Annotated in this window: 10 protein-coding genes; 9 read left to right on the top strand and 1 reads right to left on the bottom strand. The window is 63.8% G+C overall.

The window, feature by feature from the left end:
• Positions 1–189 precede the first annotated feature (189 nt).
• Entirely contained in the window at positions 190–447 is a 258-nt protein-coding gene (locus tag ABMD26_RS13020) for a hypothetical protein (protein WP_049861399.1), read from the top strand.
• 181 nt (positions 448–628) lie between these two features.
• On the opposite strand, the gene gbdR is transcribed toward ABMD26_RS13020, so the two are convergent.
• A complete protein-coding gene (gbdR, locus tag ABMD26_RS13015) occupies positions 629–1,723 on the bottom strand; it encodes a choline metabolism transcriptional regulator GbdR (protein ID WP_354309929.1) in 1,095 nt (364 codons plus the stop codon).
• A gap of 651 nt (positions 1,724–2,374) precedes the next feature.
• On the opposite strand from gbdR, the gene ABMD26_RS13010 reads away from it, so the two are divergent.
• From ABMD26_RS13010 to ABMD26_RS12975, 8 genes are all read left to right on the top strand, one after another.
• Complete coding sequence (locus tag ABMD26_RS13010; protein WP_049861401.1) at positions 2,375–3,322, top strand: choline ABC transporter substrate-binding protein; 948 nt, start codon at positions 2,375–2,377, stop codon at positions 3,320–3,322.
• A 75-nt stretch (positions 3,323–3,397) separates the two neighbouring features.
• A complete protein-coding gene (choW, locus tag ABMD26_RS13005) occupies positions 3,398–4,243 on the top strand; it encodes a choline ABC transporter permease subunit (protein ID WP_043192362.1) in 846 nt (281 codons plus the stop codon).
• Positions 4,240–5,421 (top strand): choline ABC transporter ATP-binding protein, encoded by a 1,182-nt coding sequence (choV, locus tag ABMD26_RS13000; protein WP_049861402.1) that lies wholly within the window; start codon positions 4,240–4,242, stop codon positions 5,419–5,421. The genes choW and choV overlap by 4 nt, the downstream gene beginning before the upstream one ends.
• 323 nt (positions 5,422–5,744) lie before the next feature.
• Entirely contained in the window at positions 5,745–6,338 is a 594-nt protein-coding gene (gene betI, locus ABMD26_RS12995; protein WP_134721971.1) for a transcriptional regulator BetI, read from the top strand.
• Between the two features lie 48 nt (positions 6,339–6,386).
• Positions 6,387–7,859 carry a betaine-aldehyde dehydrogenase gene (gene betB, locus ABMD26_RS12990; RefSeq protein ID WP_049861404.1) on the top strand — a complete coding sequence of 491 codons (1,473 nt, stop codon included), beginning with the start codon at positions 6,387–6,389 and terminating at the stop codon, positions 7,857–7,859.
• 207 nt (positions 7,860–8,066) lie between these two features.
• The gene (gene betA, locus ABMD26_RS12985) at positions 8,067–9,770 is read left to right on the top strand and encodes a choline dehydrogenase (RefSeq protein ID WP_049861405.1); all 1,704 of its coding nucleotides are present in this window, start codon (positions 8,067–8,069) and stop codon (positions 9,768–9,770) included.
• 174 nt (positions 9,771–9,944) lie between these two features.
• Entirely contained in the window at positions 9,945–11,387 is a 1,443-nt protein-coding gene (locus ABMD26_RS12980; RefSeq protein ID WP_354309924.1) for a TldD/PmbA family protein, read from the top strand.
• Positions 11,384–12,712: a TldD/PmbA family protein gene (locus ABMD26_RS12975; RefSeq protein ID WP_354309922.1), complete on the top strand. Its 1,329-nt coding sequence runs from the start codon at positions 11,384–11,386 to the stop codon at positions 12,710–12,712. The genes ABMD26_RS12980 and ABMD26_RS12975 overlap by 4 nt, the downstream gene beginning before the upstream one ends.
• The last annotated feature ends 81 nt before the right edge of the window (positions 12,713–12,793 follow it).

The raw sequence follows: 12,793 nt of genomic DNA, 5'->3' as shown, positions 1-12,793 counted from the left end.
GTATTCAGGCCCGCCCCGCCAAGTGCCATACCCGGTTGCTACATGGCTGGCTCACAGCCGCTGCGAACACAGCGAAAAACGACCTGTTCGTGTGCAATCCGGCCATGCTGACCACCGCCTCTTGCCCAGCGCGTGCGCGGCTACCAGAATCCGGACAACGTCACGCCACCCATAAAAAGGATCAGCATCATGATGCATGCGGACTTGATTGATCAGGAGGACCTGCTGGGCCAGCTGCGCGCACTGGGTTTCGAGATGCCCACAGGCGCCACGGCCGAGCAGGCCTGTGAATGTGCAGTGCGCGGCCTGGACAGCGGCCGTGCCCAGGCCCTGCGCAAGATGGTGGAACAGATGCTGACGGGCAGCGCGACCATCCTGCCGGCGGTCCGCCAGGCGATCGACCGGACCTTGCTGCCGGCATTGGCCCAGCATTCGAAGCGGGCCTGAATTCCAGCGCAACCCCTGCTGAGCTCATTGTGGGAGCGTGGCGGGTAGTCTGACCCATCGCGGTGGACCCTTCGCGGGCAGAGCCCGCTCCCACAGGTGTGATGCAAGCTCTGTGTGATGTAAACCCTGTGGGAGCGGGGCGGGCGGCGAGCCCTCTGCCCGCGAAGGTCGCGCCGCGGTATCAGATCCTCACACTGGCAAAGGTCGATTCGTTGCGCGCCTGGCTCAGTGCCGACAACGGTCCGGCCAGGACGATGGCCTGCGGGATCGGCAGCATCGCCACCTGCTGGGTGGTATTGGAGCCGACGCGTTCGTCACGCGGCGGAATGCCGAAATACTCGCGATAGCACTTGGAGAAATGCGGCGTGGACACGAAGCCGCACACCGACGCCACCTCGATGATCGACATCGGCGTCTGCTTGAGCAACTGCCGGGCGCGAATCAGGCGCAACTTGAGGTAGTAGCGCGACGGCGAACAATGCAGGTACTTCTGGAACAGCCGCTCCAGCTGGCGTCGCGATACCGCCACATACACCGCCAACTCGTCCAGGTCGATCGGCTCTTCCAGATTCGCCTCCATCAGCGCGACGATCTCCTGCAGCTTGGGCTGGTTGGTGCCCAGCATGTGCTTGAGCGGCACCCGCTGGTGATCCTGTTCGTTGCGGATGCGCTCGTAGACGAACATCTCGGAAATCGCCGCCGACAGCTCGCGGCCGTGATCGCGGCTGATCAGGTGCAGCATCATGTCCAGCGGCGCCGTGCCGCCCGAACTGGTGAAGCGATTGCGGTCCAGGGTAAACAGGCGCGTACTCATGGCCACGCGGGGAAAGGCCTCCTGCATCGAGGCCAGGCATTCCCAGTGCACGCTGCACTCGAAACCGTCGAGCAGACCGGCGCAAGCCAGCGCCCAGCTGCCGGTACAGACCGCCCCCAGGCGCTTGGACTGCCGTGCCTGGCTCTGCAGCCAGCTGACGTGGTCGCGACCCACCGCACGCTGGATACCGACACCGCCACAGACGATCACCGTGTCCATTGGCGCGGCCTTGTGCATGGCCGAATCCGGAGTGATCTGCAGGCCATCGCTGGCCCATACCTGGCCACCGTCCGCGCTCAGGGTGGTCCATCGATACAGCTCGCGTCCAGACAACTGGTTGGCCATGCGCAGCGGTTCGACTGCCGAGGCCAGGGAGATGAGGGTGAAGTTGTCGAGCAACAGGAAGCCGATGGACTGAGGACTGCGGGTCTGCGGCTGAGCGCCGGTGGTGAAGGATGTCATTGCGGTATCTCCTTACGCGAAGCGGATGGTGGCCTCAGGCAGGCTCTTGTTATTGCCCTCTGTTTAACAGGGGCTTTGCTTTGCTACGCAAACCCCATGCCGACAATTGGTCGGGAACTCCACCGCGCCTGAAAACGACGTCGCGCAGGGCTATGCAGAGCGCTGCGAAAGACCTTCGCGGGCGACCGTTGATTCTCCTCAAAAGCATACCCGCCGTGGGGTCTGAGCAATTCGGTAGCAACCGCTGGGGTAGCGCACCGCCAAGTGTCACCACAAGCACGCTGTTCGCCGCAGCCCACTGCGGAGCGCGGTCGAAGGCACCGGTGATGAGCTGCGCGCGAAAAAGAGGCGTGCAGCTCGCCTCTGCACGTTCGTGTGGCAACTTCATATAAGTGGATGTACGCAGGTGTCGCGGGTAAGGTCGCTGCTGCAAGCCCATGAGCTGTAAGCGACGTCACCGACACTGGATGCGACTCTGCCCGCACTGGATACGACGCACCCGGTAGGCGGCTGATTTGCGCTGGTACATGATCACTCACGGCCCGATCGCCTGGCACCTTGGCGGCGCACCCGTCGCGGACGCGGCGATCGAGCATTCAAACAAGCGTGGCATGCCCTTGCGCCCCACGCCGAGAAAACCAGGAGCACACCATGAAAGGTCCAACATCGATTCTGCTGGCCACCCTGCTGGGCCTGCCTGTACTGGCTCAAGCAGCGGAACCGGCGCGATGCGCCACTGTGAATTTCTCCGATGTCGGCTGGACCGACATCACCGTCACCACCGCCGTCACCAGTGCGGTGCTGCAGTCACTGGGCTACAAGACCAAGACCACGATGATTTCCGTGCCGGTGACCTACAAGTCCCTGGCCGATGGCAAGAACATGGACGTTTTCCTGGGCAACTGGATGCCGACCATGGAAAACGACATCAAGCCCTACCGCGACGCCGGCACTGTGGAAACAGTGCGGGCCAACCTGGAAAACGCCAAGTACACCCTGGCCGTCCCCCAGGCGCTGTACGACAAGGGCCTGAAGGATTTCGCCGACATCGTCAAATTCAAGAAGGAGCTGGACGGCAAGATCTACGGCATCGAGCCGGGCAACGACGGCAATCGCCTGATCCAGAGCATGATCGACAAGAACGCCTTCGGCCTCAAGGACGCCGGTTTCAAAGTGGTCGAATCGAGCGAGGCCGGCATGCTGTCCCAGGTCGACCGCGCCCAGCGGCGCAACACCGACGTGGTGTTCCTGGGCTGGGAACCGCACCCGATGAACACCCGCTTCAAGCTGCAGTACCTGACCGGTGGCGATGACTTCTTCGGCCCCAACTTCGGCCAGGCCACCATCTATACCAACACACGCAAGGGCTACACCCAGGAGTGCAGCAACGTGGGTCAGTTGCTGAAGAACCTGCAGTTCAGCCTGGCCATGGAAAGCACGCTGATGGGCAACGTCCTGGACGACAAGCAGAAACCCGACGTCGCTGCTCGGGCCTGGCTGAAAAACAATCCACAGGTGCTCGACACCTGGCTCGCGGGCGTCACCACCGTCGATGGCAAGCCGGGTCTTGAAGCCGTCAAGGCCAAGCTCGCGCAATAACGCTGGCAGGCGGGCCGGCGGTTGCCGGCCTCACCGGCCGGCCCTTCGTTTCCTCGCATGCGGACACTCACTACCATGCTGACAGACCACAAGATCCCCCTGGGCGAGTACATCGCGGCTTTCGTCGACTGGCTCACCCAACACGGGGCTTCGACGTTCGATGCCATCGCGTCCACGCTCGAAGCGATCATTCATGGTTTCACCGCCGGTCTGACCTGGTTCAACCCCTACGTACTGACCGCCCTGATCGCTGCGCTGGCGCATTTCATCCAGCGCAAATGGGGCCTGACGCTGTTCGTGGCGCTGTCGTTCCTGCTGATCCTCAATCTGGGGTACTGGCAGGAAACCATGGAGACCCTGGCGCAGGTGCTGTTCGCCACCCTGGTCTGCGTGATCATCGGCGTGCCGTTGGGCATCGTCGCCGCGCACAAGCCGATGTTCTACACCATGATGCGGCCGGTCCTCGACCTGATGCAGACGGTACCGACCTTCGTCTACCTGATCCCCACGCTCACCCTGTTCGGGCTGGGCGTGGTACCGGGCCTGATTTCCACGGTGGTGTTCGCCATCGCCGCGCCCATTCGCCTGACCTACCTGGGCATTCGCGACGTGCCGCAGGAACTGATGGACGCCGGCAAGGCCTTCGGCTGCTCGCGCCGCCAGCTGCTGTCGCGCATCGAATTGCCCCACGCCATGCCGAGCATCGCCGCCGGCATCACCCAGTGCATCATGCTGTCGCTGTCCATGGTGGTGATCGCCGCCCTGGTCGGTGCCGATGGCCTGGGCAAGCCGGTGGTCAACGCACTGAACACCGCCGATATCGCGCTTGGCTTCGAAGCCGGTCTGGCCATCGTGTTGCTGGCGATCATGCTCGACCGTATCTGCAAACAACCCGACGTCAAGATAGGGGGTGATGCATGAGCATTATTCGATTCGACAACGTCGATGTGATCTTCGCCAAGGACCCACGCGAAGCGCTGAAACTGCTCGACCAAGGGCTGACCCGCAACGAGATCCTGAAGAAGACCGGGCAGATCGTCGGCGTGGAAAAGGCCAGCCTGGACATCAACAAGGGTGAGATCTGCGTGCTGATGGGGTTGTCCGGTTCGGGCAAGTCGAGCCTGCTGCGCTGCATCAACGGGCTGAACACGGTGAGCCGCGGCAAGCTGTTCGTCGAGCATGAAGACCGCCAGATCGACATCGCCTCGTGCACGCCGGCGGAGCTGAAGATGATGCGCACCAAGCGCATCGCCATGGTGTTCCAGAAGTTCGCCCTGATGCCCTGGCTGACGGTGCGAGAGAACATCAGCTTTGGCCTTGAGATGCAGGGCCGTCCGGAAAAGGAACGGCGCAAGCTGGTCGACGAGAAGCTCGAACTGGTGGGCCTGACCCAGTGGCGCAACAAGAAGCCCGACGAGCTGTCCGGCGGCATGCAGCAGCGTGTGGGCCTGGCCCGGGCGCTGGCGATGGACGCCGACATCCTGCTGATGGATGAACCCTTTTCGGCGCTCGACCCGTTGATCCGCCAGGGTCTGCAGGACGAGTTGCTGGAGCTGCAACGCAAATTGAGCAAGACCATCGTCTTCGTCAGCCATGACCTGGACGAAGCGCTGAAGTTGGGCAGCCGCATCGCCATCATGAAAGACGGGCGGATCGTCCAGTACAGCGTACCCGAGGAAATCGTCCTCAACCCGGCCGACGATTACGTGCGGACCTTCGTCGCCCACACCAACCCACTCAACGTGCTGTGCGGGCGCAGCCTGATGCGCACCCTGGACAAGTGCACCCGCGTCAACGGTTCGGTGTGCCTGGATCCGGGCGTGGATTCATGGCTGAACCTGGGCGCCGGCAATTCGCTGACCAGCGCGCGCCAGGGCGACACCGTGCTCGACGTGCAAGGCTGGGCGCCCGGGCAAGCGATGGAAGGTCTGGGCCGCCGGCCGACACTGGTCAACGCCGACATCGGCATGCGCGACGCCTTGCAGATCCGCTATCAGACGGGCCACAAACTGGTCCTGCAGGACAGCGACAAACAGGTGGTGGGCATTCTGGGGGATACCGAGCTGTACCATGCCCTGCTCGGCAAGAACCTGGGCTGATCCTCGCTGGAAGCAACCCTGCCGCGGCCGGTTTGACACACCGCGGCGTCTTCTTCGCGGGCAGAGGGCTCGCCGCCCGCCCCGCTCCCACAGGGTTGCGCGCCGCCTGTGGGAGCGGGTCTCTGCCCGCGAACGCCTCACCGCAATCCCCCTGACACCCCCCGCTCAAACCTTATTGCCTTCCCCTCCCCGATCCTCTAAAAACCCTGCACACATTCATCCATCCTTTTTTTATTGATTGATCGTTCAATCAAAATAAACTAGACTGGCTTCAGTCGGCTGTCACTCACTGCCCGTACTGCAGGCCCAAGGAGATTCGCGCAATGCCCAAGGTCGGTATGCAACCCATCCGCCGCCAACAGTTGATCGAAGCCACGCTCCAGGCTGTCGACCAGGTCGGCATGAGTGACGCCAGCATTGCTCTGATCGCCCGCCTGGCCGGTGTGTCGAACGGCATCATCAGTCACTACTTTCAGGACAAGAACGGCCTGATCGCAGCGACCATGCGCCACCTGATGAACGTGCTGATCGACAACGTCGCCACGCGCCGACAGGCCTTGACCGACGACAGCGCCAGGGCGCACCTGCAGGTGATCATCGAAGGCAACTTCGACGCCAGCCAGGTCAACGCTCCGGCCATGAAGACCTGGCTGGCCTTCTGGGCCACCAGCATGCATCAGCCGTCCTTGCACAGGTTGCAGCGGATCAACGACCACCGCCTGTATTCCAACCTGTGTTGCCAGTTCCGCCGTGAATTGCCGGTGGAACAGGCACGCAGCGCCGCACGCGGCCTGGCTGCACTGATCGACGGTCTGTGGTTGCGCGGCGCCCTGTCGGGCGATGCTTTCGATACCGCGCAGGCACATCGCATCGCCTGCGAATACATGGACATGCAACTGGCAAAACAGCAGCGCTGAAGCTTCGCGCCTCGCCTGCTGCCACCTTAACTGCACCGCGAGGATCTTATGGCCCGTTTCCCAACGCAAAAACTCTACATCGATGGCGGCTACGTGGACGCCAGCGGCAGCGGCACCTTCGATGCCGTCAACCCGGCCACCGGTGAAGTGCTGGCGCAGGTCCAGCGCGCCACCGCCGAAGACGTCGAAAAAGCCGTCGCCAGCGCCGAAAAAGGCCAGAAGATCTGGGCCGCGATGACCGCCATGGAGCGCTCGCGCGTGCTGCGCAAAGCCGTCGACATCCTGCGCGAGCGCAACGACGAACTGGCCCTGCTGGAAACCCTGGACACCGGCAAGGCCTACTCGGAAACCCGCTACGTGGACATCGTCACCGGTGCCGACGTGCTCGAATACTACGCCGGCCTGGTGCCTGCCATCGAAGGCGAGCAGATCCCGCTGCGCGACACGTCCTTCGTCTACACCCGCCGCGAGCCCCTGGGCGTGACCGCCGGTATCGGCGCCTGGAACTACCCGATCCAGATCGCTCTGTGGAAGTCCGCTCCGGCGCTGGCCGCCGGCAACGCGATGATCTTCAAGCCCAGCGAAGTCACCTCGCTGACCACCCTCAAGCTGGCCGAAATCTACACCGAAGCCGGCCTGCCCGCTGGCGTGTTCAATGTGCTGACCGGGAGTGGCAGCGAAGTCGGCGCCTGGCTCACCGAGCATCCTGGTATCGAGAAAGTCTCGTTCACCGGCGGCGTCAGCACCGGCAAGAAAGTCATGGCCAGCGCCTCGAGCTCCTCGCTCAAGGAAGTGACCATGGAACTGGGCGGCAAGTCGCCGCTGATCATCTTCGACGATGCCGACCTCGACAAGGCCGCCGACATCGCCATGATGGCCAACTTCTACAGCTCCGGTCAGGTCTGCACCAACGGCACTCGGGTGTTCGTGCCCAATGCCCTCAAGGCGCAACTCGAAGCCAAGATCCTGGAGCGCGTACAGCGCATCCGCATCGGCGATCCTGAAGACGAAAACACCAATTTCGGTCCGCTGGTGAGCTTCGCCCACATGGAAAACGTGCTGGGCCATATCGCCAAGGGCAAGGCCGAAGGCGCGCGCCTGCTGTGCGGCGGCGAGCGGCTGACCGACGGTGAGCTGGGTCAGGGCGCGTTCGTCGCACCCACCGTGTTCACCGATTGCAGCGACGAGATGACCATCGTGCGCGAAGAAATCTTCGGCCCGGTGATGAGCATCCTCGGCTACGACAGCGAAGAGGAAGTGATCCGCCGCGCCAATGCCACCGAGATGGGCCTGGCCGCCGGTGTGGTCACCCGCGACCTGAACCGTGCGCACCGCGTGATCCATCAGCTCGAAGCAGGCATCTGCTGGATCAACGCCTGGGGCGAATCCGACGCGAAGATGCCGGTGGGTGGCTACAAGCAGTCCGGCGTGGGCCGCGAAAACGGCATCAGCTCGCTGGCGCAATACACCCGGATCAAATCGGTACAGGTGGAACTGGGCGATTACGTTTCGGTGTTCTGATCCGAGACCCTTGTGGGAGCGGTCCGGGCGGCGAGCCCTGTGCCCGCGAAGGGGCCTTGAGCAACACCGCGGAGCCTTCTTCGCGGGCAGAGCCCGCTCCCACAAAAAAGCCCGACAAAGCTGATCCTTGTGGGAGCGGGCTCTGCCCGCGAATAGGCCAGACCTGACACCCTGCCCACCTTGCCATATTTCAAAGAGGGAACCTCCATGTCCCAGGAATTCGACTACATCATCATTGGCGCCGGTTCGGCCGGTAACACCCTGGCCACGCGCCTGACCGAAGATCCAGGCGTCACCGTCCTGCTGCTCGAAGCCGGCGGCCCGGACTATCGCCTGGACTTCCGTACCCAGATGCCCGCCGCCCTCGCCTTTCCCCTGCAGGGCCGCCGCTACAACTGGGCCTACGAGACCGAGCCCGAGCCGCACATGAACAACCGCCGCATGGAGTGCGGCCGCGGCAAGGGCCTGGGTGGCTCTTCGCTGATCAACGGCATGTGCTATATCCGCGGCAACGCCATGGACTACGACGGCTGGGCCAAGCTGCCGGGCCTGGAAGACTGGAGCTACCTGGACTGCCTGCCGTATTTCCGCAAGGCCGAAACCCGTGACATCGGTCCCAACGACTACCACGGTGGCGAAGGTCCGGTCAGCGTCACCACGCCCAAGCCCGGCAACAACCCGTTGTTCGCCGCCATGGTCGAAGCCGGCGTGCAGGCAGGCTTTCCGCGCACCGACGACCTCAACGGCTACCAGCAGGAAGGCTTCGGTCCCATGGACCGCACCGTGACGCCCAAGGGCCGCCGCGCCAGCACCGCACGCGGCTACCTGGACCAAGCCAAGCAGCGCGACACCCTGACCATCGTCACCCACGCCTTGACCGACAAGATCGTCTTCGAAGGCAAGCGTGCGGTCGGCGTCAGCTACCTGGTCGGTGACAGCGACGAGCGCATCCAGGCCCGTGCCCGCAAGGAAGTCCTGCTGTGCGGCGGCGCGATCGCCTCGCCACAGATTCTCCAGCGCTCCGGTGTGGGCCCTGCCGAGGTGCTGCAGCCGCTGGGCATCGACGTCGTGCACGACCTGCCAGGCGTCGGCCAGAACCTGCAGGACCACCTCGAAATGTACCTGCAATACAGCTGCACCCAGCCGGTCTCGCTGTACCCGTCGCTGAAGTGGTGGAACCAGCCGCAGATCGGCGCCGAATGGATGTTCCTGGGCACCGGTATCGGCGCCAGCAACCAGTTCGAGGCCGGTGGTTTCATCCGTTCGCGCCCTGAGTTCGAGTGGCCGAACATCCAGTACCACTTCCTGCCGGTGGCGATCAATTACAACGGCACCAAGGGTGTTCAGGAGCACGGTTTCCAGGCCCACGTCGGCTCCATGCGCTCGCCGAGCCGTGGCCGGGTCAACGTCAAGTCGAAGAACCCGCGCGACTACCCGAGCATCCTGTTCAACTACATGGCCAGCGAGCAGGATTGGCAGGAATTCCGCGACGGTATCCGCCTGACCCGCGAGATCATGCAGCAACCCGCGCTGGACCAGTACCGCGGCCGCGAGATCAGCCCCGGCATCGAGGTGCAGACGGACGAGCAGTTGGATCAGTTCATCCGCGAGCATGCCGAAACCGCCTATCACCCATCGTGCTCGTGCAAGATGGGCACCGATGAGATGGCCGTGGTCGATGGTCAGGGTCGCGTGCATGGCCTGCAAGGCCTGCGCGTGGTCGACGCCTCGATCATGCCGATCATCACCACCGGCAACCTGAACGCGCCGACCATCATGATCGCCGAGAAGATCGCCGACCGCATTCGTGGCCGCAAGCCCGAAGCACGCTCGACCGCGGCCTACTACGTGGCAGGCGATGCGCCGGTGCGTGGCAAGCCGATGCGCGAAGTGGGTGCGCCTCACAGCTGATATGGATTTGCCCCATGGCGGCGGTGGGGCCTAAGCTGTGGGCCTGCTCAACCCGGCTCTGCATGCCGGCCCCTTCGCGGCTGCTAGCCGCTCCTACATGGGATCGCGTTTCCTCTGTAGGAGCGGGTAGCAGCCGCGAAAGGGCCGAAACTGCCCCACCACAGAGGCCCCTGAATGTTCGATTCCACCGCCCTGTTGCAACGACGCTTCGCCGCCCTGCGCACTCGCGCCGAATTCTTCTCCCTGCGCCACGTGCGCCAATCCAGCCAGCACCTGGCCGTACGCAAGAACATCGCCGAACCGCCGAGCCTGAGCCTCGACGAAGGCGTGATGATCACCGTACGAGTGAAAGGCGTGGAAGCCTACGCTGCCACCGGCGATCTGTCCGTACGCGGTCTGCAGCAGGCGCTGGAGCGGGCCGAGCAACAGGCAGGCGCCATCGCCGCCCATGCCTTGCTCGACCTGCAGCAACACCCGGTCAGCAGCGCCCGCAGCGATTATCTCTCGCCCGACAGGCAGGCCGCCTTCCCGTCTCTGGCCCAGTGCTACCAGATGCTTGGCGAGGAGTCCGCCCGCGTTCCGGACGATCCGCGGCTGGTCAGCTGGTATGCCGGCCTGGGCATCACCGATGTCGAACAGATCTACCTCAACAGCGCCGGCGCGCAGATTCGCCAGGCGCAGCGCTTCGTCTTCCCCGGCCTGAGCGTGACGGCCTTCGATGGCAGCGACAGCCAGACCCGCAGCCTGGGCCGCGACAACTTCGGCCAGCAAGGCGGTGTCGACGTGATCGAGCGCTGTGGCATTGTCGGCGCCGGCCGCCAGGTCGCCGACCAGGCCCTGCAGTTGCTGTTGGCGCCCAATGCCCCGCAAGGCCCGCGTGACCTGCTGCTGACACCCGACCAGATGATGCTGCAGATCCACGAATCCATCGGCCACCCCCTGGAGCTGGACCGGATTCTGGGCGACGAGCGCAACTATGCGGGCACCAGCTTCGTCAAGGTCGAGGACTTCGGCCACCTGCGCTATGGCTCGCCGTTGCTCAACGTGACCTTCGACCCCGATATCCCGCACGAACTGGCCAGCTACGCACACGACGACGATGGCACTCCAGCCAGCAAGCAGTGGCTGATCCGCGATGGCGTGCTGGTGCGCCCATTGGGCGGCGCCCTGTCGCAATACCGCAGCGGTATGGACGGCGTCGCCAACAGCCGTGCCAGCAGCTGGAACCGGGCTCCGATCGATCGCATGGCCAATCTGAACATCGAGCCGGGCGAGCACAGCCAGACGCAGCTGATCGCCGGCATCGAGCACGGCATCCTGATGTCCACCAACCGCTCCTGGTCGATCGATGATGCACGCAACAAATTCCAGTTCGGCTGCGAGTGGGGCCAACTGATCGAGAACGGCGAACTCAAGGGCGTGGTCAAGAACCCCAACTATCGGGGTATCTCCGCCAGCTTCTGGAAAAACCTGCGAGCGGTAGGCGACGCCAGCACCCTGCAGGTGCTGGGTACGCCCAACTGCGGCAAGGGTGAACCCAACCAGGTGATCCGTGTAGGGCATGCATCGCCCAGCTGCGTGTTCAGCCAGATCGACGTTTTCGGAGGTGACGCATGAGCCATCACGCCGAGCATTTCCAGGCACTGGTGCAAGGGTTGCAACACACCGTCGCCCCGAGCCAGCGCTTCACCCTGAGCTACAACGCCGAAGCCTCGGATTTCATCCGCTTCAACCATGCCAAGGTGCGCCAGGCGGGACAGGTGCTTCAGGCCACAGTGTCGCTGAAGCTGATCGAAAACGACCGCCAGGCCGAGCTGCAGCTGACCCTGTCCGAGGATCTGGAGGTGGACCAGCAGCGTCTGACCCAGGCCGTGCACCAGCTGAGCCAGACACTGCCGCTGCTGCAACCGGACCCTTATCTGCAACTCAACACCTCGCAGTGGCAGACGCGCCATGTCGACGACACGCCCTTGCCCGATGCGGCTGAAGTCGTCGAGCAGATCGGCACGGCGGCCCGTGGTCTGGACCTGGTCGGCATCTATGCCGCGGGCACGATCTGCCGGGGTTTTGCCAACAGCGACGGGGCCACTGGCTGGCATCAGGCCAACAGCTTCAATTTCGATTTCAGCCTGTTCCATGCCAATGGCGAAGCGGTCAAGGCCAACTACGCCGGCCAGCAGTGGCAGGCACAGGCCTTCGCCGACCGCCTGGCCCAGGCCCGCGAGCAACTGGACCACCTGAGCCGTCCGCTCAAGGTGCTGCCACCGGGCGCCTATCGCGCCTACCTGGCACCGGCTGCGCTGGATGAAATCATCGGCATGCTGGGCTGGGGCGGCTTCTCGGCGCAGGCCATCGCCAGCAAGAACAGCCCGTTGCAACGACTGTATGCAGGCGAAGCCCGGTTGAGCGCGCAGGTGAGCTTCGAGGAGCGCATCAGCGGTTCGTTGACCCCGGCGTTTTCCCAGGAAGGCTATCCGCGCAAGGACCTCTCGCTGGTCAGCCACGGGCTCGCTGCCGAGCGCCTGGTGGATTCACGCAGCGCGGCCGAATACGGCTTGCAGGGCAACGGCGCGGACAACTCGGAGATGCCGGGCGCGCTGCAGATGGCAGCAGGCGACCTACCCCTGGCCGACGTGCTGCAACGCCTCGGAACCGGTCTGTACATCAGCAACCTGTGGTACCTGAACTACTCCGACATGCCGGCGGCGCGCATGACCGAGCTGACCCGCTTTGCCACTTTCTGGGTGGAGGACGGTCATATCGTTGCACCGGTCAATACCATGCGTTTCGACGACAGCGTCTACAGTGTCCTGGGTGACCAGCTGGAAGCCTTGACGGCCGAGCGCGAGCTGATTCTCTCGACCAGCACCTACGGCGAGCGCCAGACCCATTCCAGTTTGCTCCCCGGCGCGTTGGTGAAGCGGTTGCTGTTGACGCTGTAGGAACGATCTCTGGCCGCGAAAAGTGCACCGCGCAGTGTCAGCTACACCGCAGTGCATGTTTCGCGGCCGATGACCGCTCCT

The organism is Pseudomonas sp. PvP001, from assembly GCF_040546375.1.
Taxonomy (GTDB): domain Bacteria; phylum Pseudomonadota; class Gammaproteobacteria; order Pseudomonadales; family Pseudomonadaceae; genus Aquipseudomonas; species Aquipseudomonas coleopterorum.
The sequence above is the reverse complement of the archived record's forward strand: the minus strand, read 5'-3'. Positions and strand labels throughout refer to the sequence as shown.

Excerpts from the sequence above, each read along its gene's own strand:
- ABMD26_RS13020 (WP_049861399.1), top strand. The coding sequence starts at position 190 with ATGATGCATGCGGACTTGATTGATCAGGAGGACCTGCTGGGCCAGCTG.
- gbdR (WP_354309929.1), bottom strand. The coding sequence starts at position 1,723 with ATGACATCCTTCACCACCGGCGCTCAGCCGCAGACCCGCAGTCCTCAG.
- ABMD26_RS13010 (WP_049861401.1), top strand. The coding sequence starts at position 2,375 with ATGAAAGGTCCAACATCGATTCTGCTGGCCACCCTGCTGGGCCTGCCT.
- choW (WP_043192362.1), top strand. The coding sequence starts at position 3,398 with ATGCTGACAGACCACAAGATCCCCCTGGGCGAGTACATCGCGGCTTTC.
- choV (WP_049861402.1), top strand. The coding sequence starts at position 4,240 with ATGAGCATTATTCGATTCGACAACGTCGATGTGATCTTCGCCAAGGAC.
- betI (WP_134721971.1), top strand. The coding sequence starts at position 5,745 with ATGCCCAAGGTCGGTATGCAACCCATCCGCCGCCAACAGTTGATCGAA.
- betB (WP_049861404.1), top strand. The coding sequence starts at position 6,387 with ATGGCCCGTTTCCCAACGCAAAAACTCTACATCGATGGCGGCTACGTG.
- betA (WP_049861405.1), top strand. The coding sequence starts at position 8,067 with ATGTCCCAGGAATTCGACTACATCATCATTGGCGCCGGTTCGGCCGGT.
- ABMD26_RS12980 (WP_354309924.1), top strand. The coding sequence starts at position 9,945 with ATGTTCGATTCCACCGCCCTGTTGCAACGACGCTTCGCCGCCCTGCGC.
- ABMD26_RS12975 (WP_354309922.1), top strand. The coding sequence starts at position 11,384 with ATGAGCCATCACGCCGAGCATTTCCAGGCACTGGTGCAAGGGTTGCAA.